A 26,336-nucleotide genomic window follows, 5' to 3' on the forward strand; every position below is an offset into this window, starting at 1 on the left:
CGTGCTGACGCCCGCTGCGGGCGCCGACCATCACCGTAAGCTGCGGGCGTCAGCGGTGGGCACAGCGGTGGGCACAGCGGTGGGCACAGCGGTGGGCACAGCGGTGGGCACAGCGGTGGGCACAGCGGTGGCCGACGCCATCACGGGTGGCTCACCTCCCTGCGTGCCGGAGGGAGTCCAGAAACGAATGACGTGGGCGCCAGCCCGCCTGACACACCGGGAGCTGACACACCGGGAGGAGGGTGAGCACCACGGTCCGCCGAAATCTGGACGGGCATGAGCGGCTCCATGCCCTGCCGGACACGAGGTCAGTGACACGAGGCCGGTAACGCGTCATCGGCGACGCTGGTGCTGGTGACACGGCATCAGTGACAGATGCATCCGATATGGTATACGTCCGGTTTACACAGACCCTGGCCGGTCGACGCAGGCGGACCCGTGGGCACGACGAGGCGTACGGTCTGCTCCGGTGCCCGCGACGCGGACGCCGGGCGGCAGCTGACACACCGGTGTGCGCCGACCTACTGTCGGCAGGAGGACCGCCCGCCCGAGACGCGCCGCAACGGGTCCCGGGCAGGTTCTCGAACCGGCGGCCGGCCCGTCCGCACTGTCCATACGCCATGCATGCCACAACGCATACAGGCTGCAACCGATACAGGCTGCAACCCATACAGGTCGCAACGCCGAAACCGAACTGCCCCCTGCAACGAGGAGAGAAGTGCCCCCGCGCACGAAGTCGACAAACAGCGGGACGCGCCGGTCGAGCGCCAGGCCATCGACGCCGGTCGTCGAACCCACGGCCGGTGACGTCGCAGCCGAGCCCGATACGGACGCCGCCGCGTCCGGCAACGGTGCCGTGTCCCGTGGACGCACCACGCGGACCACCACCCGTGGTAGCCGGGCCGGCACATCATCGCCGACCGCGGGCGCCACCGGTATCCGGCTCGTGATCGTCGAGTCCCCTGCCAAGGCAAAGACCATCGCCGGCTATCTCGGTTCCGGCTGGCGGGTCGAGTCCAGCATCGGACACATCCGGGACCTGCCGCAGAGCGCCGCCGACGTTCCCGACGCCCACAAGGGCAAACCGTGGGCTCGCCTCGGGGTGGACGTCGACAACGGCTTCGAGCCGCTCTACGTGGTCACTCCCGACAAGAAGTCCCAGGTCAGCAAGCTCAAGGCGCTGGTGAAGGACGCTAGCGAGCTCTACCTGGCGACAGACGAGGACCGGGAGGGCGAGGCTATCGCCTGGCATCTGCTGCAGACGCTGAAGCCGACGGTGCCGGTGAAGCGGATGGTCTTCCACGAGATCACTGCGCAGGCGATCCGGCGGGCGGTGGACAACACCCGCGATATCGACGAGAACCTTGTCGACGCGCAGGAGACCCGGCGCATCCTCGACCGGCTCTACGGCTACGAGGTCAGCCCCGTGCTGTGGAAGAAGGTCATGCCGAAGCTGTCGGCGGGCCGGGTGCAGAGCGTGGCGACCCGTATCCTGGTGGAGCGCGAACGCGCCCGGATGCGTTTCTCCCCGGCCGAGTACTGGAACATCGAAGGTGTATTCGGCGTGCTGACCGGCCGGGACGCCGAGCGCGGAGGCGCCACCGACGGTGACCCCACGGCCGACGCCACGCCGCTGCCGGCGAACCTGGTCGCGCTCGACGGCCGGCGGCTGGCCACCGGACGCGACTTCGACTCCTCGGGGCAGCTCACCTCCGCCGAGGTCGTCCGGCTCGACGCGGACGCCGCGCGCACCCTGGCCGACCGGCTCGCCGACACCGCGTTCGCGGTGCGTTCGGTGGAGACCAAACCGTACCGCCGCTCCCCCTACGCACCGTTCATGACCTCCACCCTGCAGCAGGAGGCCAGCCGCAAGCTGCACTTCTCCAGCCAGCGGACGATGCAGGTGGCGCAGAAGCTGTACGAGAACGGCTACATCACCTATATGCGGACGGACTCGACGAACCTGTCCGAGACCGCGCTCGCCGCCGCTCGTGAGCAGGCCCGTGCCCTCTACGGGGCCCAGTACGTCCCCGAACGTCCCCGCACTTACACGAAGAAGGTCAAGAACGCCCAGGAGGCGCACGAGGCGATCCGCCCGGCCGGGGAGCAGTTCCGGACGCCGGGAGAGGTACGCGACGCGCTGGCTGACGACGTCGACGGCTACCGCCTGTACGAACTGATCTGGCGGCGGACCGTCGCCAGCCAGATGGCCGACGCCCTCGGCACGTCCGCGACCATCCGGATCGGCGGTGTCTCCAGCGCAGGGGAGGACGCCGAGTTCTCGGCGTCCGGGAAGGTCATCACCTTCCCCGGGTTCCTGCGCGCCTACGTCGAGGGCGCGGACGATCCCGACGCCGAGCTGGACGACCGGGAGCGGCGGCTGCCGGATGTCCGCCAGGGCGACGCCCTGACGACCCGGGAGCTCAACCCGCGCGGGCACACGACCAACCCGCCGCCGCGCTTCACCGAGGCGAGCCTGGTCAAGACGCTTGAGGAGCTCGGTATCGGGCGCCCATCCACGTACGCGTCGATCATCTGGACGATCCAGGCCCGCGGCTACGTGTGGAAGAAAGGCAGCGCGCTGATCCCGAGCTTTGTCGCGTTCGCCGTGATCGGCCTGCTCGAGGAACATTTCGGACGTCTCGTCGACTACCGGTTCACCGCGTCGATGGAGGACGACCTGGACGACATCGCCGCGGGCACGGCGGCGTCGATCGACTGGCTCACCCGGTTCTACTTCGGTTCGAACGCCGGCCAGGAGGGCGGGGTCGCGCGTGCCGGTGGGCTCAAGCATCTGGTCAACGAGCGGCTCGGCGAGATCGACGCCCGCGAGGTCAACTCGATCCCCCTGGGGGTGGCCCAGGACGACCAACCCGTGGTGATCCGGGTGGGGAAGTACGGCCCGTACATCCAGCACGGTGACGAGCGGGCGAGCGTCCCGGAGGACCTGCCTCCCGACGAGCTCACCGTGGACAAGGCGATGGCGCTGCTCGGCGCACCCAGCGAGGAACGGTCGCTGGGCACCGACCCGGAAAGCGGCGCGACGATCACACTCAAGGTGGGACGTTTCGGCCCGTACGTGTCGACCGACGACGATCCGCCACGCCGGGCGAGCCTGCTGGGCACGATGACCCCGGAAACCCTCACGCTCGCCGATGCCCTGAAACTGCTCACCCTTCCCCGATCGCTGGGAGTCGCCGAAGATAGGGAGGAGGTGACGGCCCAGAACGGCCGCTACGGGCCCTATGTCAAAAAGGGGTCGGAGAGCCGCTCGCTGGAGTCGGAGGAGCAACTGTTCACGGTGACGCTGGACGAGGCACTGGCGCTGATCGCACAGCCCAAGACGCGGGGGCGCCGACGGGCCGCCGAGACCCCGCCGCTGCGTGAGCTCGGTCCTGATCCCGCCACGGGCGCCGCCATGGTGCTGCGGGAGGGCCGCTTCGGTCCCTACATCACCGACGGTACGACCAACGCGAGCCTGCGCAAGGGCGACGACATCGCGTCCATCACCGTGGAACGAGCAGCCGAGATGCTCGCGGAGAAACGCGCCCGTGGCCCGGCGGCACCCAGACGGCGGACGGCGCAGCCGGCCAAGCAGTCGGCGACCAAGAAGACCACCAGGCAGTCCACGGCCAAGAAGACAACTGCCAAGAAGACGTCTGCGCAGCCGGCCACCACGACGGGGACGGACGGCGGTACGCAGGGCGCCTCATCGCCCCGCCCACGACGGACGGACTGATGGGCCCTCCGGTGGATGGCGCCTACGACCCGCCGCGGTCACCGACCTCGACGGCGCCGTCGGGCGGCGGCGGGACGTCCAACGGTGGCCACCCGCCGGCTGACAGCCACCCGCTGTCTGGGGCCCACCCACCGGCCCCAGGTACGGGGGATCCCGCGGGCGCCACCGCCGCCACGACCGGTCCCCCGGCTCCCACCACGGCCGACGGGTGGTCATGGTCGAACCGGTCCCCTGGAAGACCGCCTGTCGTGACGGTCCCGTCACCGCCGGCCGGGTCCGCTGATCCCCACCGCAACACCGAGGGGGACATCCGCGCGGTCCTGCGGATACCGCAGTTCCGGCGGCTGTGGCTGGCGCTGACGCTGTCCAGCCTAGGCGACTGGATGGGCCTGCTCGCCACGACCGCGCTGGCAAGCTCCCTGCAGGCGGGCTTTTCGGAGAAGGCGTACGCGATCGGCTCCGTCCTGATCGTCCGACTGCTACCAGCGCTGATCTTCGGACCGCTCGCCGGTGTCGTGGCCGACCGGCTCGACCGCAGGCTGACGATGGTCGTCGCGGACGTCCTACGGTTCGGGCTGTTCGTCTCCATTCCACTGGTCGGGACGCTGGTGTGGCTGCTCGTCGCATCCCTGCTGATCGAGTGCGTCAGCCTGTTCTGGAACCCGGCCAAGGACGCCAGCGTGCCGAACCTCGTGCCCGTGCAACGGCTCGCGACGGCGAACACCCTGAGTCTGATCACCACATACGGTTCGGCACCGCTGGCTGCGGCGATCTTCTCGTTGCTGGCCGCCCTGTCACGCACGCTCGCCTCCAGCGTGTCGTTCTTCAAGACCTCCCCCCTCGATCTCGCGCTCTACTTCAACGCCGCGACGTTTCTGGTGTCGGCGGTAGTGATCTTCCGGCTGCGTGGGATCGGCCGGGCCGACCACCACGACGCCGAGGTGAACCCGAGCTTCTGGTCGTCGATCACGGAAGGTCTGCGGTTCGTCGGCCACGACCGGCTGGTCCGCGGTCTGATCGTCGGGATTCTCGGCGGTTTCGCCGGCGCGGGGTGTGTGGTGGCGCTCGGGCGGCTCTACGTCCAGCTTCTCGGCGGCGGTGACTCCGCCTACGGCGTCCTGTTCGGTGCGGTGTTCGTCGGGCTCGCCGCCGGCATGGCACTCGGGCCGCGGCTGCTCGGCGACTACAGCCGCTCCCGCCTGTTCGGCCTGAGCGTCACCGCTGCCGGCGTGACCATGCTGCTGGTCGCCGTCGTACCCAACCTCGTGCTCGCATGCATCCTCGTCGTCTTCGTGGGCGCGTTCGCCGGGATCGCGTGGGTCACCGGTTACACGCTGCTGCAGGCAGGGGTGAGCGACGAACTGCGCGGACGGACCTTCGCGCTCGTCCAGTCCCTGGTCCGCATCGATCTGCTCCTGGTGCTGGCCGCGGCGCCCGCGCTGGTCGGACTCATCGGCTCGCACCACGTCGATCTGTGGGGCAACCTGCACGTGCGCACCGACGGCGTCACGATCGTCCTGCTCGGCGGCGGCCTGCTCGCGGTGGCTGTCGGCCTGTTCTCCTACCGGCAGATGGACGAACGCAGCGGGGTCGCGGTCCTGCCGGAACTGTGGAACGCCTTGCTGGGTCGGCGCGCCGTACCCGGCCGTCCTCGTCATGCCGGGCTGTTCATCGTCCTCGAGGGTGGTGAGGGCTCCGGCAAGTCCACCCAGGCCGAACGACTGCGATCGTGGTTGGCGTCGTCCGGACGCGAGGTCGTCGTGACCCGCGAACCGGGCGGGACCGCCCTGGGCACGAAACTGCGGGAGCTGCTGCTGGACCCCGCGGTGCGGCTGCACCCTCGCACCGAGGCACTGCTGTACGCCGCGGACCGCGCCGAGCACGTCTCCCGGGTGATCGAACCTGCTCTGGCCCGCGGCGCGGTCGTCGTCAGCGATCGCTTCGTCGACTCCTCCATTGCCTACCAGGGCGCCGGACGCCAGCTCGGTGCGGACGACGTCGCCATGCTGTCGCGGTGGGCGACCCGCTCCCTGGTCCCGGACGTCACGATCCTGCTCGACATCCCCGCGGAGATCGGACTCGGCCGGGTACGGGCCCGAGCAGGCATGAACAGCTCCGTTCGTGATCGTGTCACAGGTCACGAACATGGAGGTGCTCCCGGTTGTGGCGGCACTCCCGATCGCAATGCGAGCGGCACGCGGAAGGCCGGCGGCGGGAACGGCCCCGCCCCCGATATCGACACAACCGGTATCGAAACACCCGCTATCGACCGGATCGAGGCCGAACAACTGTCGTTCCACGAACGCGTCCGCGACAGCTTCCGCCAACTCGCCGAACGCGCACCGGAGCGGTACGTCGTCCTCGACGCGAACTGCCCGCCGGAGACCGTGCACAGCGAGATCCGCAATGTCGTCACCGAGCACCTGCGTCAGGGGCAGGAGTACGACCCGGTCGCCCCCCACCCGCATGCCAGGCCCGCACCCGACGACCCACCCGCCTTGGACACCGAACCCGCGGTGCCCGCGCATCCCGGGCTGCCTCCGCATCATGCGGCGCCCGAGCATCCCACGCACCCGCCGGCGGCCCCGAGTCCGGCTGAGACGTCGCAGGCCACCGGCCCTGCCGACCCGGCTGGTCCGACTGGCCCCGCTGCCCCCACGGGTCCGGCTGTCCCCACCGATCTGGCTGATCCGGCTGACCCCTCCGAGGGGACGGAGACGGGCGACGCGCCCGACGCCACCGGTCCGGCGGACAATCCCACGACGGTTCAGGGGGCTCGGCAGGAGGCTCCCTGCATCCAGTAGCGGCTCACTGACGTTCATCCGGTAGCCGGGGGGCGCCCTGGTGGACCCTGCTCCACGGTCGTGAGCGGCGGAATGCCGGGGATTGTCGCACGCAACTCCCGGCGTGCTTCTCGCATGTCCACCCATCGTTGGTGGCGAGGTGCTCGAAGCGGACAATGACACGGTGAGCGTGTGGGACGTCCTGGTCGGCCAGGCGCGGGTCGTCGAAACCCTCTCCGCTGCTGCCGCGGCAGCAGCCGGGGTGAGCGGCGCCGGCGGGCCCGCGGCGGCCCGTACCGGCATGACCCACTCATGGTTGTTCACCGGCCCTATGGGTGCTGGCCGTTCGACGGCGGCGCGGGCGTTCGCGGCCGCGTTGAACTGCGAGAACATCCCTCCTGGATGCGGTAGGTGCACCGGCTGCCACACGGTGCTGACCGACACCGCCGCCGACCTGCGCACAGTCCGGCCGGAAGGTCTGTCACTCGGTGTGAAGGACGTCCGGGAGCTGGTACGGGACGCGGCCAGCGCGCCGACGTCGGGCCGCTGGCGGGTCCTGCTGGTGGAGGACGCCGACCGGCTCACCGATCAGGCAGCGAACGCCCTGCTCAAAGCCTTGGAGGAGCCCGCGCAGCGGTCGGTGTTCCTACTGTGCGCGCCTTCGGTGGACGACGTCCTGCCCACCGTCCGGTCCCGCTGCCGGGTCGTTGCGCTGCGCCTGCCCCTGCCGGCGGACGTCGCCGCCGTGCTGGCCCGCGAAGGTGTCGAGGAAGCGGTCGCACGGCTCGCCGCCGCGGCGAGCCAGGGGGACCTTGAGCGTGCTCGCGCGCTTGCCACCGACGAGGCGACCCGGGCCCGGCGGGCCGAGGTGCTGCGTATCCCCACTCGCCTGCGGCGGACCGGTGACTGCCTCGGCGCAGCGGCGGACCTGATGAACGCGGCGAACGCGGATGCCGATGCGGCGAACACCATACGTGACGAAGCCGAGACCGAGGCCCTGAAGACCGCGCTCGGTGTCGGCGCGACATCCTCCGGCAGCACCGCGAAACGTTCCAGGGCTGCCAAGGCGGGCGTGAAGGGTCGGGCGATGACGGTCCGGGGGGCCACCGGCGCGCTCAAGGAACTGGAGAAGAATCAGAAAAGCCGTGGTCGGCGCACAGTGCTGGACTCCCTCGACCGAGCGCTCGTTGACCTCGCCGGCTGGTATCGGGACGTACTCGTCCTGCAACTGGGTGCGCCGGTGGACGCCATTCACCCCGATCACCACGAGTTGGCCGTACGGCTGGCCCGAGGATCCACACCCGAACAGACGCTGCGCCGGCTCGAAGCCGTCCTGGGATACCGCCGCCGGCTGGCCGACAACCCCGGGCTTGTTCCGCTGCTGACGGTCGAAGCTCTCACCCTCGCCCTGCGCGCCGGCTGAGAACAGCGATCATGTGATCTCCGGCCGGCCAAGCTGGCGTGGCCGCTGTGATCAGCCCTGTGATTCTCCCCTCATCCCACGAACTATCCGATATATTACTGCATCTTTCAGCCGAATCCGATCCACGCCGACAGGTCGGTACGATACGATGTCCGAAACGATACCGTACATACCCTGAAGCAGAGAGTAACAACAAAGAGATCGGATAACGGAGTTCGACAAATAGTTGACACACGTTCATCAACGTTGTCATATGTTCATCAGCAAACGATCATTATTGCCGTGTCGGATGACCGGCCCATCCGCGACGACATTGTCGGACCGTCAGGATTACCCGGCCCGGCAGCTCCCCGGGGGGAAACTCCATGAAAATCTCCTTACCGAGAACGGCGATCGTTCGAAGAATTACCTCCCCTCGCAGGGAACGGGAAGAGCGGCGATGAGCGGAATCATTCGGCAACGAACCGGACCGGCCGGGAGCCGCATTCTCGGCGTCGGCGCCTATCGCCCGATGACAGTGGTATCGAACGCCGACATCTGCAACCAGCTGGACTCCACACCCGGGTGGATCGAATCCCGGTCCGGTATTCGCAGCCGCCGGTTCGCGATCGCCGAAGAATCCCTTGGGGCGATGGCCGCGACAGCCGGCGGTAAGGCTCTGGCCAGTGCCGGTGTCGGGATCGCCGACGTCGGATGCATCCTGGTGGCGACAATGTCCCATGTCACCCAGTCGCCGTCGGTGGCCACGGACGTAGCCGCCAGACTCGGTGCGGAGAAGGCCGCGGCATTCGACATCTCGGCCGCCTGCGCTGGTTTCTGCCATGCTCTCGCGGTCGCCAGTGACATGGTGCTCGCCGGAAGCGCCCGGTATATCCTGGTAATAGGAGCCGAGCGCATGTCGGACATCATCGATCCGCACGACCGAAGCACCGCTTTCCTGTTCGGGGACGGTGCCGGAGCGATTGTCGTCGGGCCGTCCGAGACAGCGGGTATCGGGCCGGTCGTATGGGGTTCGGATCCCTCGGCTCGAGATGTCATCGCGCACGACCATTCCTATCTGGACTGGCGCGACAACACCGATCTGCCCTGGCCGACGATGCGAATGGCGGGCCAGCAGGTCTTTCGCTGGGCATCCTGGCAGATGGCGCCCGTTGCGCGGGCGGCACTCGATGAGGCCGGCGTCACGGCGGACGATCTCGCCGCGTTCATTCCGCATCAGGCCAACATCCGTATCATCAACATAATGTGCAGGGTGCTCGCCCTGCCGAACACGGTAACCGTCGCCCGGGACGTCGCGATACACGGGAACACCTCCGGGGCATCCATTCCGCTCGCGATGGACGAGATTCTCGCCAGCGGGCAGGTGCCGTCCGGCGGGCTCGCCCTGCTCGTAGGTTTCGGCGCAGGCCTGGTCTACGCCGCCCAAGTCGTCCGGCTTCCCTGAGAATCTTTTCCGAATCTTCCGCCCCGCTCGCCGATCGAAGGCAGGATCTGAAACGGACTCCAAAAAGGACATGCGACAAACCTATGATCGCGTGTCCTTCGGCTAGCCGGGAGTCAGCGGCAACTGTCGTCCACACCGGCCGTCACACGGCGGTGCCCGAACCCGCCTTTCCGGTGCGCCAGCCGATCACCGATCATGCCGCGTGGCCGCATTCCGCTGGCCGTCCTGCCCGCTGCCCGTCGCCTGCTCGGATTGTGGCGACGGGATGGGCCGACCAAGCAGGTACCAGCCCCACAGCCCCGCAGGTATCGGCGCCCGCGCCGGAGTATCCGCGGCGACGCGCGCATCCATGGCGTCCAGAACGTGATCCCAGCTTCCTGCGACCCGCAGCACCAGACCGCTGAGGACAGCCGTCCGGGGAAGATGCGGATGCGAGCGAGTGGGTGCCCGCTGTACCGACCGTTCGAGCAAGGTCATCACCCGGCGCAGCTCCGGACCGGACAACGTCTCGTCCAGCTCGGCGACCATAGGGTCCTCGATGGCCACGTGCTGTTCCTCGAGTTCGGCGAGGCGGTTGTGCAATGTCTGCATCGACTCGTTCGGCCGATGCACGTCACCCTGAATATGCTGAGAAATGCCGCGCGTCACCGACTCGATTTCCCGTGCCACCACATAAAGCTCGGTGACACACGCCCGGCGGTCCGGAAGGCGGCGGCGTGCCATCGGGTAGACGGCGGTCTGCACGGCATACATGTGAATACTGATCGCCGCGACCGCCATGTCGACCGCCCGCAGTGGGCGCCTGGGATCCCCTGGGGCCGCCGGGGCGAAGAACGTAAGGCTAACAAGATCATTTATGTGGTCGTGGGACGCTCTGATCAGGCTGAGCGGGGATGCCGCTGGCTGAGCCCGCTCGCCGAACCCGGCTTCTTCCTCCGGTCGGGCCCCTCCCGAACCTGCTGCGGTCATCATCGCCGCCCCCTAACAACCCGGAGACCTGGGCCTCCTGGATCGGCTTCCGGACCTCCCAGATCGGCTTCGCCGATCCGACAGGAACCCCAGGCGCGAAAACATGATCGCGCCACCTTTGACCCCTAGCCGACCGAACCGCCCGCCGGCCTCGCGCCATCCGGCCCATGAGCCGAAAACAATAGAATCGGCGCATCATGCTCGCCGGTCAAGCCGTCCTCCCAACGGTGATCCGCTCCCGGCCGGGTACATCGGCGTCGGGCACGGCGAGGGCAGGAGCACGGACTTGCGACAATGATCCGGGCGGACGCGGGACACTCCCCGGTGCCGTCCACAGGCGTCCTGGGGTCCAGTTGCCTCGGCAGCGCGACGTCTAGCAGAAAGAAGCCGGATAGACACGTTTGGTAACGAATACTCCTCACCGAGCCATCATCGACACCCGGACTCGCAAGAGCCGCAGCGACGTCTAAGCACAGGCACGACCGGAACAGGAGAACAGGAGGAGTTGAATGTGACCGACAGGAAATTCGGCGATGATTCCGACGATCGCCACGACGAACATCACCCTTTCTCCCGGAGTCCTTCCGACCGCGGGAACGCGACCGCCCGGCTGACAGAAGCTGTGACCAGGCGGGTTTCACTCGTTCGGAGGCACCCGAAAAGGCGCCGTTCCCGTCCGGAGGTCCCTTCGGTACCACCGGGGCGGGTGGTCGCCTGCCACGTCTACCGGGACGGCCACCGTGATCCAGGCGCCATCCACCATGCTGACGCCCTGCGCGTGGCCCGCGAGCAACGCAACAGTTTCACCTGGCTCGGTCTCTACCAGCCGACCGCAGCCGAGTTCGCCAACATCGCCGACGTGTACGGGCTGCATCCACTCGCGGTCGAGGATGCCGTCAACGCCCACCAGCGCCCGAAGGTGGAGCAGTACGCGGAGACGCTTTTCGTCGTCCTCAAGACTGTCTGCTATGTAGATCACGAGGAGCTAACCGCGACATCGGAGATCGTGCACACCGGAGAGGTCATGGTTTTTCTCGGCCACGACTTCGTCGTCACCGTTCGGCACGGAGAACACGGCGGACTTCAGAACCTTCGCAGCCGGATGGAGGCAACGCCGGAGGTACTCAGGCGCGGACCGTCGGCTGTCCTCCACGCCATCTGCGACCAGATCGTCGACGACTATCTGGCCGTCACCGAAAAAATAGAGGTCGACATCGACGCCATCGAAGCCTCGGTCTTTCAGCGGTCGCTTCGACCCGATGCCGGTAAGGTTTACCAGCTCAAACGGGAGGTACTCGAATTCAAGCATGCTGTGGCGCCCCTCTACGCTCCGCTGCGCATGTTGGCCGAGTCCGGCGTCACCGGGATCGACACCCGCGTCCGGGCGTACTTCCGGGATGTCGCCGACCACCTCGAAGAAGTCACCGCGCGAATAGCCCGGTTCGACGAGCTGCTCTCCTCGATACTGCAGGCGACCCTGACCCAGGTCACCATCGCGCAAAACGAGGACATGCGTCGTATCAGCGCATGGGTCGCCATCGCTGCGGTTCCCACCGCGATAGCCGGTATCTACGGTATGAACTTCGACCATATGCCCGAACTGCGCCAGGTCTGGGGATATCCGGCGGTCCTCTGCCTGATGGTGACCGTCTGTGTCTTTCTGTACCGGGCGTTCAAGCGAAACGGGTGGCTTTAGCGATCGAGGACAGGATCGTCCGGCGGATCTTCAGCAGATCTTCATCACGCTGATCAGTACCCGGGCTGGCGTTTCTGCCGGGTTCGGGAGGTCCGGAAGCCGATCCCGCAGATCTGCCCTGATCACATCCCCTGACATCGCTTCACGGGATGATTCTTCGGGTCTTGTCAGAGATCATATGGACGCAGCTCACGGACGTGGTCCTTCCGGGGCCACGGACGCCGACCCGCCCAGCCCCGCCCGAGCCGCGAGCACCTGCCCAGCGACACGGAAGGGAGGGGAGCGAATACGACCGATCGGGCCTGTCGCCGCATCCAGCACGGCTATCCACACAACCAACTGTACGATTTGATCGCATTCTTACCGGTTGTTCCACGACATAGCATCCGGCAGCGGGATTCACGAGGACCACGGTGTCGGCTACCGTGATGAACTGTGTCGGGCTTTCACGGGAGACCCGTCCTTGCGCGGCCCTCCCGACCATCGCTCGGCGGCAGGCGGCAACGGCCCTCCACTCACGGCCATACCTTCGACGCCGGCGGTCGCATCGCCGTCGTCCTTCATATCCAGGACGAAGGCGACGCGGTCCGATGACACAACCGATGGATACGGTCCGCAATGATCTTGTTGCAGAACTGGCAATAAGACTGGAACAACTCGATCAACTTCTTGGACGCCTGGAAGACGCCGAACGCCAGGCCGCGGACGCGGGCGAGCACCTGATGCGCGCCCGGCAGTGGCAGGAAGACACTCTTCGTGCGATTCAGGACGAACGCGCCCAGATGCGCACACACCAGCGCGCCTTGGACAATCTCGCGGAGCGCGCGCAGACCGCTGTAGACGCCCTGGCCGTCAGCCATCGCTCTCTGCCGCCAGAGGTCCACGAACTCGCGATCGAACTCCACGTCCTGCAGACCGCCGGCCTACTCTCCCGCCGGCCATCCCACACGCGCCATCCGTAACAACGGCGGCCCACCATAGAGATAGGAGTCCCCGTCTCGCGCCGAAGGCGCCAGACGAGGGATAGGTCTAGACGGGGGATAGGTATTGTTCCGCGAATTCGGCGGCAGCGACCGGTGACGTTCGGAGACGGTCCAGGCGAACGTCCTGCAAGCGCCGGGCGAACGAGTCGGAGAGCTCGACGTTCACCATCTGCAGCAGTTTGGTCGACGCTTCCTGCGCCAGCCAGGCCCGAGCCTGGCACGCCTCGGAGTAGGCGTCTAACGGTCGTTCGTCCGAGTTGTGAAGGGCTGCCGCTACCGCCAGCGCGAGCGTCTCACCATCGGCGATGGCAAGCCCTGCGCCTTTGGCCGCCGCCGGCGGCACTCGCCGCGAGGCGTCCCCGGCGAGTAGGAGACGTCCGAACCGCATCGGTTCGTAGAAGAGCGAGTCCATCGTGATGACGTTCGGCGGTTCGAGCAACGGCCCTTCCGCCAGTTTCCAGTCGGCGTCCACGGCGAGGCGGGTGTGCAGCTCCTCCCAGATCCGCTCGGATGGCCAGTCCGCGGCGTCGGTTGCGGCCTCGACCTGTAGATAGAAGCGACTCGTCCGGTGGTCGCGCAGCATGTGGCCGGCGAACCCCCGCGGACTGATCCCATAAATGATCTTATCGGTGGACGGAGCGACTGCAGCAAGGACCGCAAGCCATGCCCATGGGCTGCCATGCTGTCGGGTGTTGCGCAACGCGCCCTCGGGAATCGACCGGCGGGAAACACCATGATGACCGTCGCAACCCGCGATGAAACGGCTTTCCACGGTCCGCCGCTGCCCGTCGGCTGCGACGAAGGACACGGTAGGGTGATCGGAGGTGAGCGCGTCCAATGTCACGTCAGTGGCATCGAACTCGATGACGCCACCTGAGGCAAGGTAAGCTGCGACCAGGCCGGCGACAAGCTTTTGCTGCGGGTAGACAACGTGATGGCGTCCGCCCGCGTGTCGAGCATACTCGACAATGAACGCTTGGCGACGATGCCTAAACTCACAGTTGTGGTGCGGGGCACCCTCAGCCCTCAGGCCGTCGGCAAGCCCATTGCGCTCCAGGACGTCCACCGCTCCTGGTCCGAGTAACCCGGCACGTGGGCGACTTTCCACCCTCGCCCGGCTGGCGCACTCAAGCACAAGCGTGTCGACACCGCGACGAGCCAGTATGACCGCGGCTACGAGACCCGCGACACCCGCACCGATCACGACGACGTCCGCGCGTTGTGGACGTGACCGCCGGGCAGGTGCATCCGGTCGAAGCGCGGTACGCCCGTCCGGTGCGGACTGCGTCGTAGCGACTGTCTCCCCAGAGAGCGCCGAACGGTTTTTGATCATTAGCCGCACCACCTTGGTCACGTGAGTGAACAGACGAGGCGCTGTCAGAGTACGACGCCGGACCCCTCAACCCGTCAGGAGGCCGACAATCTGGCACAACTCAACCGGACAACCGTGATGAACGGGATGAAAATCCCTTCAGTTCACACCAACGTTTGCTACTCAAGGTAGTGAGACATCTACTATCAGTACTCAAAGACCCCCCGTCGACCAACTGCCGCCGCTATGGCGTAATGTCATCCTCCGCATCCTGCAAGTCACGGAACGCGGAGCGTCAGCCGAGGGACCATAGGTCACAAACCAGCAGGTCATGCACGGCGGCGAGCCAGTCGGTGAAGGAGGACGAGGAAGAGCCGGGTATGGCACTTCATACGGCTACTCGCCGTAGTTGTGAGGGACTAGTGTTTACTAGCGCCATCCTTATGAACTAGTCTCGCGCCGACGTCACGACACACCGGACCGAAATGCCGAATCCTGCCCACGGTCCCGGTGTTCCCTCCGAGTCGTCACCAGGGCAGGAGCGGGGGACCCAATCCTCCACCGGACGGCGCCGAGCCACGGTGTCGTCCTCGGGGTGAAGTGCGCAGCGCGATGGTCGCGTGGCCCACCGGGCAGCCCAGCCCGAACCCGACAGCTCACCTCGCAGGCGAACGGGAAGGATCACAGCCTTGTCTGCGCATGATGTGCAGCCTGATCCAGAACCATGGTCACGTTCGTCGCAGACGGCTTCGCCGTCATCCCGCCGGCACCAGGTCGACCGGCACGTTGAGCGCCCGACACGTGGCCGGCACCGCGCACCAGTATCACAGTCCGGAGCAGGTCGCTCGCGAGCCCGGGCCGCGGTCGCCGTGATGACCACCGGCACGGTTGCGGTGTCCGGAGTTGCCCTGGCCGGATGTGCCCCGACCGACTCGGGTCCCGACGAGGCTTCCGTCACCTCTCCGATAACGCTCGGAGCTCAGTTCGGAAGTCAGGCGTCTCTTGCCAACCTGCGCACCTCCGTCATCAACCCGACGTCCGCGACCAGCCCATGGTCGATCGCCAGCCAGGTACTCAACCAGACCGACCTGCACCCCAAGACGGGGGTCGTACTCAAAGTCACGAATCCGGACGTTTCGATTAAAGCCGATCAGCCGGTGGAGATGGGATTCTCACTCGAGGACGAGACCACCCACGCGCCACTGGTCAATCAACTCGTCAAGGTCCAGGTGAAGCTGCCGGACGGATGGGCGACCTTCAAACACCTCTACACCAACGACCAGGGCTTCACGAGCTATACAGCCAAGGTTCTCACCACCACGCAGATCACCGCTATCTTCGACGGAACCGACGCCCTGCGGTCAACACGGTCGACCAATGTCGGTACGCTGACCGTGGTCCCCAATTTCGTACCCGCACCTCCGGCGCGGGTTTCCCAGGGGATCACCCGTAGCGGTTCTCAGATCTTCGGCACCAATCTGTCGCCGGACGCTGCTATCTCGAGCGCGATCGGAGCGGCCAGCTCGCTTGGTGAACGGGCTGTGTATCTCGCGGCGCAGCAGGCCGGCAAGCCCTACGTCTACGGTGCGGAAGGCCCCTACTCCTTCGACTGCTCAGGCCTGGTCCAGTACATCTTCAAGCAGCTGGGACGCAACCTCCCCCGCACGGCCGAGGCGCAGTACGAGGCGACCACCCGGGTATCACAGTTCAACAAGCAGATCGGTGACCTGATTTTCTATGGTTCACCGGATAATATCTACCATGTCGGTATTTATGCCGGTAATGGTAAGATGTGGGTGGCGCCGAAGTCCGGCGACGTCGTCTCACTGAGAGCTATCTACACCACGTCGTATTCCGTTGGCCGGGTCGTCTAGCTGATCCGACCAGCCCGCGTCGACATCCGGCCATCAGCACGCCGCCAGGCGTAGCGGTTACGGCCTCATGAACGATCCACAAACGGGTTCCTGCGCAGCCTCCCCCTCCGGTTGCGCACGAACCCTGCCATCAGGTTGACGTTGACGGAGTCAACGTCAACCTGATGGCAGCCCGCACCACCACGATAATGACTTCCGCTGGCCGGACCGAGCCAACCCCCCAGCTCGGAAAGTCCGGCGGAACAACAGGCTTCCGCTGGCCGGTCGTACTGCACCCCCCCCCACAGTGCGGCCGGCCGGCGGGAGTCGACATCCTCCCGCCGGCCGGGTGTGCCGCCGGAGACTCAGGCCCACCGGGGAACTTCTCTTCAGTAACAACAGACGACCGGACATTCGGCTTGACTAAAGCTTGAAGCCCCTGGAGAAGTCCCACAGATCACGAGTGGTGCTTTCGTTCCATGTCGTCTCTTCGACATGCCGGACATGAACCTCCGGTGAGCAGCTCTGTGCCTGCCCGACCGGCCCCACCACCCCGACGGCGGCGAACTTCTGGCCGCTGCCGAGCGCTGCACAGGCAGCCAGGAGGGCCGCGTGCCCACCCTCACCAGCACCCCAGATGTAGATCCGGGACGGGTCGATCTTCGACCGCTCCTGCGAGACGTAGCGAACAACATCACGCAGGTACTGCACGTCCGCACCCTGTGGGTCGTCCAACCTCCATTCACTGTCCACGGCCTCCGGATAGACCACGGCGAACTCCCGCCGGTCGGCGAGCACCGAGGCTCTGCTGGCCTTTTCGATCGCGCTCGCGTCACTGCTGTCGTCATGCAGGACGAGGACCAGCGGCAGTGGCTTGCTGGGGCTGGAGTCGGCGTGAACGGCAAGCTCACGCTCGGCGGAGGCGTACCCTGCCGGTATTTTTGCTCGCTCGGTGTCCGGGCTGCCCGAGCGGGACACGTAGATCCAGGCGACCACGAGCACGGCACCAATGATCAGTACCCGCTTGCGGTTCTTGGCCCATAGCTGTTTCCCGGCTTTCAGCGGATTCGATACCACGAGACAACCGAACCACACCAGGAGCTGTCGATTCGGCAGATTCACCTCGCGGCGCACACAAGTCGGGACCTACCTGGAGTGTGCTGGCTCACACCCGGGCAGCTTGTGGAGCAGTGCTCTAACCACGAGTAACCAGACAGGCGTGATCGCCTCGGCACCCACGATGCGGCTCGTTCGTCAACGTGGTGTATCCACCAGAATCTCAACAACATCCGATTGCGGGACATACGGCTGCCAGGACAGGGGTGAAGCCGAAGTGGATAACGGTCAGGAACTCGACGATCGGCTAATCAAGATCGAACATGAACTGTCGGTGCTCAGCCGGCGCGCCGAACGCTTTCAGATGGCCATCGCCGACGAGTCCGGAACGGTCCTGGACCGCTCCGCCTACCTGCTACTCAGCCACATTCACGAGCACGGCGCCGTGCGGCTGACAACCCTCGGCGCGGTGTTCGCCCTGGACATCTCCACGGTGAGCCGCCAGGTCGCAGCACTTGCCACGGCCGGACTGGTGGAGCGCACCACCGATCCCAGCGATCGGCGGGCAACACTGGTGAAGCTGAGCACACACGGCCAGCAACGCTACCTCGCCACCCGCTCCGCGCGAGTGAAGACGATCAACAGCCTGGTGCAGACCTGGGCGCAGGAGGAACGCAACGTCTTCGGCGCCCTGTTGGGCCGTCTGAACGCGGCGATTGCCGAACACGACCGCGCCCGCTTTCCACCGCAGTATGAGCCGTGTCCCGCGCCCGACGCCCCCCCGAAAGCCGGAACGGACTGACACCGACACCGGGCAGGCATGCTTCTCCCACGCGCCCGGGAGACCGGGTCAGGCATGGACATCCAGGGCGTGCAGACGCGCCTGGCGTAGTACCTCCGTCTCCGTCGGACCGGCCAGTTCCGGCAGTCGGCCATGCACCCAGGACAACAGCAGATCGGCCAGGGCGGGGTTCTGCGCGAGGACCGGGCCGTGCAGATAGGTACCGATCACGCGCCCGTCCACGATTCCGTCGGTGTGCTCCGGGGTGCCGTTGCCGATCCCCTTACGCACGAGCCCGAGGGGCCGCCCGTGCCCACCGGGCAGGCGCCGGGTGCGTCCCCCGTGATTCTCGTAGCCGAGCAGCAACGGCAGCGCGAGCTCGGGGGCCGGCTCGACGACGATGTCACCGACCGCACGCGGTGGCACCGGATGGTCCGGGGGGTCGAACGAGCGTCGCGTCTCCACGTCCACCAGGCCCAACCCGTCATGGACCTGGCCCTCGCCGGCCGGGAAGGACGTGCCGATCACCTGATATCCGGCACACACGGCAAGAACGACCGCACCCTGGGCCACCGCCTGTGCGATCGCGCTGTTCCTGCGCAGCCCCTCGGCGGCCAGTACCTGCGGTTCGTCCTCACCACCGCCGAGAAGATAGATATCACAGCCACCGGGTACCGGTTCGCCGGCCGGGACGCCGACCACCTCGACCGGAAGGCCACGCCAACGCAGTCGCTGCGCCAGCACGGTCGCGTTGCCGCCGTCGCCGTACGTCCCGAGCAGCTCCGGGTAGATCAGGGCGATCCGGGTCGCCGACTCCAGACTCATGCCGCAGTACCGATCATGTCACCGTTGGCGGTCATGTGTTCGTCCTCACCGGAGCGACCCGCCCCAGGATGTCGCGGAAGGCGGTGTAGTTCGCGACTACGTCGACGATCTTCTCGTTCACTGTCGCCGCGGCACTCTCGGCATCGGGGTGCACTGTGTGCGGGACCTCCGCGTACGCCAGCCGGACACTCACGTCCTCCTTGCGCCCACCGGTGACCAGCACCTGTCGGCCCGCGAGCCGTTCGAACGGGACATCCCAGATCCAGGACGGGTCACGGCCGTCGGCGGTCTGCGAGTTGAAGTCAATGATCACCGGTCGGGCGGGTGCGGTGTTGAGCAGTTCCATCATCTCCACCCAGCCGGCCGGGTTCTTGGCCAGCAGCAGCCGCCCGCGTATGCCGTTCTCGCCGAGTTCGACCTCCTGGTAGCGACCTTGGACGTCCCCGAGGCCGGTCATCGCGGCCAGCGCGTGCTCAACCTCGACCCCGAAGAGCTTCGCGGCGGCGGCGGCCATGGCCGCGTTGCCGAGGTTCACCCGGCCGGGCAGATCGATCGACGCCGTGAGCTGGCGACCGAACCAGAGCAGCTCGCTCGGCCCGGTGACGGCAACGATGGGCTCAGGCCGGGCCAAGCCGCAGCCGCACCACCAACCCGTGGCATTGCGATGAAGCAGGCGGGCGCACTGGGGGCACACCATCGCGTCCGCGGTCCAGTTCTGACCTGCCGACACCCAGGTCTGGCTCGACCAGCCGGAGGCAGCCCAGACGACCAACGGGTCGTCGACGTTGGCGACCACCGTAGCGCCGGGAAGTTCGGCGCCGAGGCTGCGCCACAGGCTCGCAATCCGCCGGGTCTCGTTCGACCGGTCGAGCTGATCACGACTGATGTTGAGGAGCAGGACCGCGCGGGGCTGGACCTCCCGGGCGACCCTGGGCAACCAGATCTCGTCCACCTCGAGTGCGGCAGCCGCGTCATAGGGCGGTCTGGACAGGGCAGCCAGGACGCCCGCCGCCATGTTGGCGCCGCCGCTGTTGCTCCTGACCGGGCCGAGCGTGCCCAGAGCACGGGCCAGTAGCCGAGTGGTCGTGGTCTTGCCGTTGGTTCCGCTGACGCAGGCTGCCATCCTCCCGGTCGCGACCTCGGACAGGATCTGCGGGGAAACCCGCAGGGCAAGCTTGCCGCCGATCATCTCACCGGATCCGCGTCCCAGCCGGCGGGATGCCGAGGACGCGAGCTTCTCCACAGCAAGGGCGGCACGGGTGCGGGCGGAGAACCGGCGCGGGAAAGGTGTGGTCATCGCCTCACCAGCGTGCCATGGGCCGCCGTGCCACTCACCGATACCCCGCCCGGCGTACCCCGTCACATGTCGATACCAAACACCTACCCGGCCGCGGCGACCCGGTGGGGACCGCTCCTGGAGAGCACTGCATCCTCCCCCAGAGCACACGACATCCCTTGGGGCAGTAGCGAACCGGTGGGGTACGGGTGTGATATGACGTGCGCCGAACGGGTGTCCGGTGTATGCGACGAGGGCGCACCGCAGGCCGGTCGCCGGTCGCGCCGCTGCTCGGGCGAGGGGCGGCAGGGTGACGTGAGCGGACGGCCGTCGTGGACCGAGTGGCGAATCTGTGGAGACTGCTACCGGTGCTCCGTTACAACGGCCTGGGTAAAGGTGCGGCCCGGCCGGTGGCTCCGGGCCGCCGACCCACCGGGCGGGCGCTCGGAATTGGGTATGGACGCGATACAAGACCGTGGGAGAACTCGGTGACCCAGAAAGCCAGCGCCATCGGCCGCATCCGCGGACGCTGGAGCGCACATGAGATCGACCTCGACGGCATCGACGACATCGATGCACTCGCGGATCTGATGCATGACATCTCCCCCGAACTCGTTGTCGTCTTCATCGAGGAGGACGACGAGTACCTGGGCATCGTCCGGATGGAAGGCGACACCGGTGACTCTCGGGTGTTCCTGTCCGACCACCGGGTGCTGTTCACCTCGACCCTTGCCGACCGCCTCTTCGCCGGCGCGCTGCCGCCGGCAGGCGGGAGGGACGTCGACGACGAGTCCGACGATGCGCTGGCAGGCGGGAGGCCCATCGGGGACATCGATCTGCTTGCCGACCTCGGCACGGACGCCGACGCGCTGGTCGAACTGATCACGGAGGAGGGTCTCCTGCCGGCGGACGTGGTGTCGGCGATCAGCGAACGTGCCGGCTGCGCCGATATCCTGGACGAGATCGGGAGCTGACGTGGGGAGCGTCCCCCGTCCTGACACACCCGAGCTCGCCGAGCTGATGGGCGCCGCCTTGGCGGAGGCCGAAAGGGCCCTGGCAACCAGGGACGTTCCGGTTGGCGCCGTTGTCGCCGACGCGGACGGCACGATCATCGGTCGGGGCCGCAACGCCCGTGAGGCCGAACAGGACCCGACCGCCCATGCCGAGATGGTGGCGTTGCGCGCCGCCGCGGCGCACAACGGCTCATGGCTACTGTCCGGGGCAACCCTGATCGTCACCCTGGAGCCGTGCACGATGTGCGCAGGCGCGCTGGTCCTGGCCCGGGTGGACCGGCTCGTCTACGGAGCGTACGACCCCAAGGCCGGAGCCGCCGGATCGCTGTGGGACACCGTCCGCGATCCACGGCTCAACCACCGAGTCAGGGTGATCACAGGCGTGCGGGAACAGGAATGCGCGAGCCTGCTGGCAGACTTCTTCGCCGCCCGCCGGAGCCGGCGGCCATCCTGATCATGATTCAGATGGTGCGGACCGACCTGGATGACCAAAGACGGCACGATCATGGTTTTTCGCGCTGCCGGAGGCCCAGGCCCCGGGCGGGTACGCGCCGTTCGGCCCGGCCGCGGCATCCAGTAAGCTGACAAACGGTGGAGTCGCCTAGTGGCCGAGGGCGCACGCCTCGAAAGCGTGTGAGGGGGCAACCCCTCCGTGGGTTCAAATCCCACCTCCACCGCCATCTTCAGGGGATCCCTGTGCTGACGCACCGGGGTCGGATGGTTTCATGCCAACCGCGGGGGCCGAGCCCCCACGGACCCCCACGGGACCACCCCCGAAGGCTCCCGCGCCTACGCACCGGAGCCGGATAGCTGTGCGGCCCTTCACGACAGGTATCTTGTCGCGGCCCGGACGGGCTCGCGGCGCGTCGAGAGCCGGGTTCGGCAGGTACGTCTGTCGTTCCCGCCTCTGGCGCCCACGGCATCGGTGCGCGCTCTCGACGACCTCCTGGCCGGCAGCGGAGAGTAGACAAAACAACCCGGGCGACACGAGCGATGCCTATCAAGGATGTCACGGTAGGATAATTCGCGTGCGTTAGAATTGGCGCTCATGGTAGACAGATCAGCCTCGCCGGCCCGGCCCACCGTTCCCAGACTGTCCGCCTCGCTCATACCCGCGACGGTTATGAAGGACGAAGGTGTCTATCTCGGTGCCGATTTCACCGGATGCGACCTGTCAGGATCGCGGCTGACGTCTGTCGAGCTGGACGGATGCCGCCTGAACGCGGTCGACCTCAGCGGCGCTCACCTCACCAGCACCTTGTTCTCGAACGTCGTGATAGACCGGTCAGATCTCTCGAACGCGCGGACGAGCAAGTCGTCATTTCTTTGTGTCGGGATCCGTACGAGTCGCATGACCGGTCTCGGCTGGGTCGGAGGCCGACTGCGAGACGTCACCGTCGACGACTGTCGTCTCGACCTGGCGAACTTCCGCGGAACCAAGATGACCCGAACCATATTCAGTGGATGCAATCTCAAGCAGGCGGACTTTCAAAATGCCGACATCAGCGGCGTGATTTTCGAGGATTGTGACCTCACCGGCGTTACTTTTTCCGGAGCGAACATGGAGGGCACGCGGATAATCGACTCCGCCTTGGTTGGTATTCGCGGCGTCGACAGTATGCGCGGCGCGGCGGTCGCGAGCCGTGATCTGGTCGCTCTTGCCTACTCGCTCGCCAGAGCTTTGGACATCAACATCATTGATAGTTGACGAGTCAGGACGCCCGCTACAGCAACGCCTTACGGTTGTCTCCCTCGCCGCGGGTCTTCCCGTCGACTCCGTAGCTTCACCGCATGTCGCAGGTCAAAACGCGTGTCGCGGTCCAGTAGCCTGGATTCCCTTGAATAACTTCACAGATACTGCCTGTGTGCGATCTGGAGCACGTATGTGCGGAGGGTCGGGAGAATAGCCCACCGTTGAGTGGTGGAAATATCCGGATAAGCGACTAAACTCGTACACATGTTCGATCCCGAGGTGGTCGTCGCCGACCCGGCCGCCGGAGTCCGCCCGCCGACGGCACCCCGGACGATCCCCGCGGCATGGACGCGCGGCACGCCGACACCCTCGTCGATATCCTCCTCGGCCGCGACCGCGGCGCCGAGGTGGCTGTGGAGGTCTGGGTGCTCGTCCCGGCCACCACCCTGGCCGGGGTGACCAACGCCCCCGGGGGAGGTGGCCGGCTACGGGCCGATCCCCGCCGCCACGGCGCGGGAGCTGGCCGCGGAGGCGACCTGGCGGCGGATCCTCACCGACCCGGTGGACGGCCAGCCGGTCGCGGTCAGCCACCGCCGGTTCCCCGCCCCGGGACTGTCCCGGCTCCTCCACACCCGGGACCGGACCTGCCGGTTCCCCGGCTGCCGGAAACCCGCCCGGTTCTGCGACCTCAACCATGTGCGGCCCTACACCGACGGCGGGCCGACCACAGCGGGTAACCTCCTCGCCCTGTGCCGGCGCCACCACCGGGCCAAACACGACGGCGGCTAGACAGTCCGACGGGCCACCGGCGGGACGGTGATGTGGACCGGCCCGACCTACCGCAGCGTGCCCGAACCCTGGGACGACCCCACCCCTCCCGCATCCCCGCCAGCGGACATGCCAGCCCCTGCGTCCATGCCCACACCGGCGTGCGTGTCCGCGTCGGCATCCGTCACGGCGGCGGTGATGTCCGACGCCAGGTCCCGGCCGGCGGGCCCTGGCCGGCCGGGACGACCCACGCTGGTGCGATGCCCTGCTGCCGCAGACCAGGTTCCCGGGCCGTTCTGCGAAAGCGTCGAGGACCGCACCCGACCCCGCACCAGGGTCGGACGCACCAGAACTGGACGCACCGGAGCCGGGAGCGGACGGTTCGGGAGGGGGCCAGCGCCCACGATCCAGACGCGGGCGGAACCGGGCGGGGCGGACAGAGGCCGTCCAGGCCGGTGTGATCCGTCCGGTGCCGGCTTCTGTTCCGTTCTGGTCTCGGTTGTGCTCTTGTTCGCTTTCCCGGGGGACCTGCCGTCGTCGGGTGGTGTTCCAGCAGGCGGACGCGGTGAGCTGACGGAAGCCGGTCAGGCCGTGTTCCGTCAGGCCATGCTGCCCAGGATGGTGGCGATGTCGGCCGGTTCGGTGCACGGGTTGACGATCGCGAAACGCGTCACCGTCTCCCCCTCATGGACGGTCGGGGTAACAAAGGCAAAACCCGTCTGCAACAGTTTCTCCGTCCATTCGTAATAATTTTTCGGCGCCCAGTTCAGTCGGCGCAGAACCACCACGGAAAGCTGCGGTTCACGCACGAGTTCCACGTGGGGCAGGGCTCTGATCTGATCGGCGGCCGCCCGTGCGGTGGCCAGCGACTTCTCCACGGCGGCACCGTAGGCTCGAGTACCGTGTGCAGCGAGTGAGAACCAGAAGGGCAGGCCCCGCGCCCGCCGTGAAAGGCCGATCGAGTAGTCCGCGGGATTCCAGTCGTCAGCGGCTTCGAGAACCTCGAGGTAACCCGCTTTCTGGGCATGTGCCGCACGTGCCAGCGCCGGTTCCCGGTAAATCAGTGCGCAGGCGTCGAACGGCGCAAACAACCATTTGTGCGGATCGACGATGAAAGAATCTGCATCAGCCACGCCGACAAAGAGATGACGGACCGATTCCGCGGCCAGCGCGGCAAGTCCGTATGCTCCGTCGACATGCGCCCAGATGCCCCGCTCATGGGCTGCGTCGACGATTCCGCGGATGTCGTCGATAATGCCGAACTGGGTGGTACCGGCCGTCGCCACGACAGCGAACACGCTGTCACGGATGTCGGCGTCCGCGGTATCCAGGGCATGGGCCAGCGCGGGGCCGGTGAGGCGACCGTCGGCGTCCGCCGGGACCACCAGGAGTTCCGCACCCATGACCCGGGCTGCGGTCTCAACCGAGGAATGCGCTTCGACACCGCAGGCGATACGCCACACAGTGGGTTTGCTGCTGCGCTGTGCCGCGCTCCGGCGCGTTTGCATCCGGTATCTGGCCGCGACGAGTGCGGAAAGGTTCCCGAGCGTTCCACCCTGGACGAAGACCCCGCCCGCCTCGGGCGGAAAACCGGCGAGATCGGACAACCAGCGCAGCGCCTGGTTTTCCGCATGAACGGCACCCGCCCCTTCGAGCCAGCTGCCCGCATATACGGAGGAGGCCCCGACGACGAGATCGAACAGTACCGCCGCCTTGGTGGGCGCCGCCGGGATGAATGAGAGGTTGCGTGGATGGTCGACCGAAATGCACGCCCGGGAGAGGAGCTCATCGAAAATCCTGAGCGCCTCGATACCACCGATGCCGCTCGGGGTTATCGTCTCCCCCACCGCGGCGGTCAGCTCCGCGCGCGAGCGGGTCCCGTCCAATGGAACGGGATTGAGGCGTAGTCGCTCCCGCGCATAGTTGACGACGGCCTGGGTCAGAATTTCGCTGTCGACATCATAGCGGTGCACGAACACGAGCATACCCGGGCCCGTCCGAGTTTACGGACATCACAGCACGGCGACGGTGTGCACAGCCGGAGCAACCGGGTGCGCAAATGGAAACATGTCGAAAACAATGCTGACCGGCGCAGGTCGCACAGTTGTGCACGGTAAAACGATCGGCACTGGCCGCACCAACATGTTCAGACGTGTCCGGACCCCCGCCCGGCGTACTCGGACCAGGCGGACGGGGCCCGGGCGACAGGCAGGGCGGGGAGAACACATTCAGGACCGGGCCCGGTACGGGACCACAGGGCGACGAAACAGTCACAACCAGCAGCATATGAAGATCATATGACAACACGCGAAGATCGCAAGCCCGGATCCTGGGAAGACCGGGCGGCCGCATGCGGACAGAACCACGACATCAAGAACGTGGTATTTGCCGGCAGCCAGCGGCCGGGTCGACGTCACGACTCCGGAACAACATCACCGAGACCCGCGTCGACCCGCCCTCGGCGACGATCAGCGCAGTGGTCGATCAACCGGCCCGAGACCCCTGCGCGGCATCCCGGGACCGCCGGACGTCATCAACGTCATCGCGGAGCCCGGGGCAGCCAATCACGGCGGACGCCAGCCGCGCACGGCCGCCTCTTCACACCCACCTGCTGCCACGAACGGTCGCTCTCGTGGCAGCAGCCGAGTCGGCGCTCAGGCGTCCTGCTTGCCCCGCTTGCGAATGAGGAAACCGCCACCGGCAATTGCGGCCAGCAGGGCGA

19 protein-coding genes, 1 tRNA gene, 2 pseudogenes and 1 riboswitch are annotated in these 26,336 nt (G+C 67.0%); of the genes and pseudogenes, 14 read left to right on the forward strand and 8 right to left on the reverse strand.

The genetic code is table 11. The features are described from left to right. The 5 genes and pseudogenes from CV1CTNOD_RS25975 to CV1CTNOD_RS23265 form a co-directional block, all read left to right on the forward strand. A pseudogene (locus CV1CTNOD_RS25975) lies at positions 1-280 on the forward strand (hypothetical protein); the annotation flags it as partial. Positions 281-718: 438 nt separating this feature from the next. Then, positions 719-3,739, forward strand: a complete 3,021-nt coding sequence (gene topA / locus CV1CTNOD_RS23250; protein WP_131788076.1) for a type I DNA topoisomerase — start codon at positions 719-721, stop codon at positions 3,737-3,739. Further along, the gene (gene tmk / locus CV1CTNOD_RS23255) at positions 3,739-6,543 is read left to right on the forward strand and encodes a dTMP kinase (RefSeq protein ID WP_431607177.1); all 2,805 of its coding nucleotides are present in this window, start codon (positions 3,739-3,741) and stop codon (positions 6,541-6,543) included. The genes topA and tmk overlap by 1 nt, the downstream gene beginning before the upstream one ends. Positions 6,544-6,706: 163 nt before the next feature. Beyond that, the gene (locus CV1CTNOD_RS23260) at positions 6,707-7,945 is read left to right on the forward strand and encodes a DNA polymerase III subunit delta' (protein ID WP_131788124.1); all 1,239 of its coding nucleotides are present in this window, start codon (positions 6,707-6,709) and stop codon (positions 7,943-7,945) included. Between the two features lie 439 nt (positions 7,946-8,384). Then, the gene (locus tag CV1CTNOD_RS23265) at positions 8,385-9,389 is read left to right on the forward strand and encodes a beta-ketoacyl-ACP synthase III (protein WP_131788077.1); all 1,005 of its coding nucleotides are present in this window, start codon (positions 8,385-8,387) and stop codon (positions 9,387-9,389) included. Positions 9,390-9,575: 186 nt separating this feature from the next. Here CV1CTNOD_RS23265 and CV1CTNOD_RS23270 read toward each other — a convergent pair whose 3' ends face one another. Beyond that, the gene (locus CV1CTNOD_RS23270; protein WP_131788078.1) at positions 9,576-10,361 is read right to left on the reverse strand and encodes a hemerythrin domain-containing protein; all 786 of its coding nucleotides are present in this window, start codon (positions 10,359-10,361) and stop codon (positions 9,576-9,578) included. Positions 10,362-10,869: 508 nt separating this feature from the next. On the opposite strand from CV1CTNOD_RS23270, the gene corA reads away from it, so the two are divergent. After that, the gene (corA, locus tag CV1CTNOD_RS23275) at positions 10,870-12,054 is read left to right on the forward strand and encodes a magnesium/cobalt transporter CorA (RefSeq protein WP_207386627.1); all 1,185 of its coding nucleotides are present in this window, start codon (positions 10,870-10,872) and stop codon (positions 12,052-12,054) included. 560 nt (positions 12,055-12,614) lie between these two features. On the opposite strand, the gene CV1CTNOD_RS28025 is transcribed toward corA, so the two are convergent. Both CV1CTNOD_RS28025 and CV1CTNOD_RS23285 read right to left on the reverse strand, forming a co-directional pair. Then, positions 12,615-12,959: a hypothetical protein gene (locus CV1CTNOD_RS28025; RefSeq protein ID WP_165485688.1), complete on the reverse strand. Its 345-nt coding sequence runs from the start codon at positions 12,957-12,959 to the stop codon at positions 12,615-12,617. Between the two features lie 124 nt (positions 12,960-13,083). Next, positions 13,084-14,370, reverse strand: a complete 1,287-nt coding sequence (locus tag CV1CTNOD_RS23285; protein WP_131788080.1) for a 4-hydroxybenzoate 3-monooxygenase — start codon at positions 14,368-14,370, stop codon at positions 13,084-13,086. A gap of 458 nt (positions 14,371-14,828) precedes the next feature. Beyond that, positions 14,829-15,033: riboswitch (cyclic di-AMP (ydaO/yuaA leader) on the forward strand. 188 nt (positions 15,034-15,221) lie between these two features. Between CV1CTNOD_RS23285 and CV1CTNOD_RS23290 the strand changes: the two genes are divergently transcribed. Next, positions 15,222-16,223 (forward strand): C40 family peptidase, encoded by a 1,002-nt coding sequence (locus tag CV1CTNOD_RS23290; protein WP_131788081.1) that lies wholly within the window; start codon positions 15,222-15,224, stop codon positions 16,221-16,223. Between the two features lie 402 nt (positions 16,224-16,625). On the opposite strand, the gene CV1CTNOD_RS23295 is transcribed toward CV1CTNOD_RS23290, so the two are convergent. Beyond that, positions 16,626-17,324 (reverse strand): PHB depolymerase family esterase, encoded by a 699-nt coding sequence (locus CV1CTNOD_RS23295; RefSeq protein WP_242606960.1) that lies wholly within the window; start codon positions 17,322-17,324, stop codon positions 16,626-16,628. Positions 17,325-17,535: 211 nt separating this feature from the next. On the opposite strand from CV1CTNOD_RS23295, the gene CV1CTNOD_RS25140 reads away from it, so the two are divergent. Next, positions 17,536-18,060 (forward strand): MarR family winged helix-turn-helix transcriptional regulator, encoded by a 525-nt coding sequence (locus CV1CTNOD_RS25140; RefSeq protein WP_165485690.1) that lies wholly within the window; start codon positions 17,536-17,538, stop codon positions 18,058-18,060. Positions 18,061-18,108: 48 nt separating this feature from the next. Here the strand turns inward: CV1CTNOD_RS25140 and CV1CTNOD_RS23305 are convergent, their stop codons facing one another. Together CV1CTNOD_RS23305 and CV1CTNOD_RS23310 are read right to left on the reverse strand one after the other, a co-directional pair. Further along, positions 18,109-18,864 (reverse strand): type 1 glutamine amidotransferase, encoded by a 756-nt coding sequence (locus CV1CTNOD_RS23305; RefSeq protein ID WP_131788084.1) that lies wholly within the window; start codon positions 18,862-18,864, stop codon positions 18,109-18,111. A 31-nt stretch (positions 18,865-18,895) separates the two neighbouring features. Next, positions 18,896-20,161 (reverse strand): Mur ligase family protein, encoded by a 1,266-nt coding sequence (locus CV1CTNOD_RS23310; protein WP_131788085.1) that lies wholly within the window; start codon positions 20,159-20,161, stop codon positions 18,896-18,898. 467 nt (positions 20,162-20,628) lie between these two features. Here CV1CTNOD_RS23310 and CV1CTNOD_RS23315 point away from each other — a divergent pair, with 467 nt between their 5' ends. The 6 genes and pseudogenes from CV1CTNOD_RS23315 to CV1CTNOD_RS23335 all read left to right on the forward strand — a co-directional run bounded on the left by CV1CTNOD_RS23315 (position 20,629) and on the right by CV1CTNOD_RS23335 (position 23,635). Continuing rightward, entirely contained in the window at positions 20,629-21,114 is a 486-nt protein-coding gene (locus tag CV1CTNOD_RS23315) for a tRNA adenosine deaminase-associated protein (protein WP_131788086.1), read from the forward strand. A 46-nt stretch (positions 21,115-21,160) separates the two neighbouring features. Further along, positions 21,161-21,607: a tRNA adenosine(34) deaminase TadA gene (tadA, locus tag CV1CTNOD_RS23320; RefSeq protein ID WP_131788126.1), complete on the forward strand. Its 447-nt coding sequence runs from the start codon at positions 21,161-21,163 to the stop codon at positions 21,605-21,607. Positions 21,608-21,743: 136 nt separating this feature from the next. Then, positions 21,744-21,833: transfer RNA gene (locus tag CV1CTNOD_RS23325), tRNA-Ser, on the forward strand. Between the two features lie 443 nt (positions 21,834-22,276). After that, positions 22,277-22,444, forward strand: a pseudogene (locus CV1CTNOD_RS28480) (pentapeptide repeat-containing protein); the annotation flags it as partial. Between the two features lie 60 nt (positions 22,445-22,504). Next, the gene (locus CV1CTNOD_RS27155; RefSeq protein WP_242606961.1) at positions 22,505-22,861 is read left to right on the forward strand and encodes a pentapeptide repeat-containing protein; all 357 of its coding nucleotides are present in this window, start codon (positions 22,505-22,507) and stop codon (positions 22,859-22,861) included. A 462-nt stretch (positions 22,862-23,323) separates the two neighbouring features. Beyond that, positions 23,324-23,635 (forward strand): HNH endonuclease signature motif containing protein, encoded by a 312-nt coding sequence (locus tag CV1CTNOD_RS23335; protein ID WP_131788088.1) that lies wholly within the window; start codon positions 23,324-23,326, stop codon positions 23,633-23,635. Between the two features lie 47 nt (positions 23,636-23,682). Here CV1CTNOD_RS23335 and CV1CTNOD_RS23340 read toward each other — a convergent pair whose 3' ends face one another. Both CV1CTNOD_RS23340 and CV1CTNOD_RS23345 read right to left on the reverse strand, forming a co-directional pair. Further along, entirely contained in the window at positions 23,683-23,865 is a 183-nt protein-coding gene (locus CV1CTNOD_RS23340; protein ID WP_131788089.1) for a hypothetical protein, read from the reverse strand. Between the two features lie 348 nt (positions 23,866-24,213). Next, a complete protein-coding gene (locus CV1CTNOD_RS23345) occupies positions 24,214-25,599 on the reverse strand; it encodes a pyridoxal phosphate-dependent decarboxylase family protein (RefSeq protein WP_131788090.1) in 1,386 nt (461 codons plus the stop codon). Positions 25,600-26,336 lie beyond the last annotated feature (737 nt).

It is taken from the genome of Protofrankia symbiont of Coriaria ruscifolia (assembly GCF_900634745.1).
Lineage (GTDB): Bacteria > Actinomycetota > Actinomycetes > Frankiales > Frankiaceae > Protofrankia > Protofrankia californiensis.

Coding starts and splice junctions, on each gene's coding strand:
- tmk (WP_431607177.1), top strand. CDS start 3,739: ATGGGCCCTCCGGTGGATGGCGCCTACGACCCGCCGCGGTCACCGACC.
- CV1CTNOD_RS23265 (WP_131788077.1), top strand. CDS start 8,385: ATGAGCGGAATCATTCGGCAACGAACCGGACCGGCCGGGAGCCGCATT.
- CV1CTNOD_RS23270 (WP_131788078.1), bottom strand. CDS start 10,361: ATGATGACCGCAGCAGGTTCGGGAGGGGCCCGACCGGAGGAAGAAGCC.
- CV1CTNOD_RS23285 (WP_131788080.1), bottom strand. CDS start 14,370: ATGATCAAAAACCGTTCGGCGCTCTCTGGGGAGACAGTCGCTACGACG.
- CV1CTNOD_RS23290 (WP_131788081.1), top strand. CDS start 15,222: ATGACCACCGGCACGGTTGCGGTGTCCGGAGTTGCCCTGGCCGGATGT.
- CV1CTNOD_RS23305 (WP_131788084.1), bottom strand. CDS start 18,864: ATGAGTCTGGAGTCGGCGACCCGGATCGCCCTGATCTACCCGGAGCTG.
- CV1CTNOD_RS23310 (WP_131788085.1), bottom strand. CDS start 20,161: ATGACCACACCTTTCCCGCGCCGGTTCTCCGCCCGCACCCGTGCCGCC.
- tadA (WP_131788126.1), top strand. CDS start 21,161: ATGGGCGCCGCCTTGGCGGAGGCCGAAAGGGCCCTGGCAACCAGGGAC.
- CV1CTNOD_RS27155 (WP_242606961.1), top strand. CDS start 22,505: ATGACCGGTCTCGGCTGGGTCGGAGGCCGACTGCGAGACGTCACCGTC.
- CV1CTNOD_RS23345 (WP_131788090.1), bottom strand. CDS start 25,599: ATGCTCGTGTTCGTGCACCGCTATGATGTCGACAGCGAAATTCTGACC.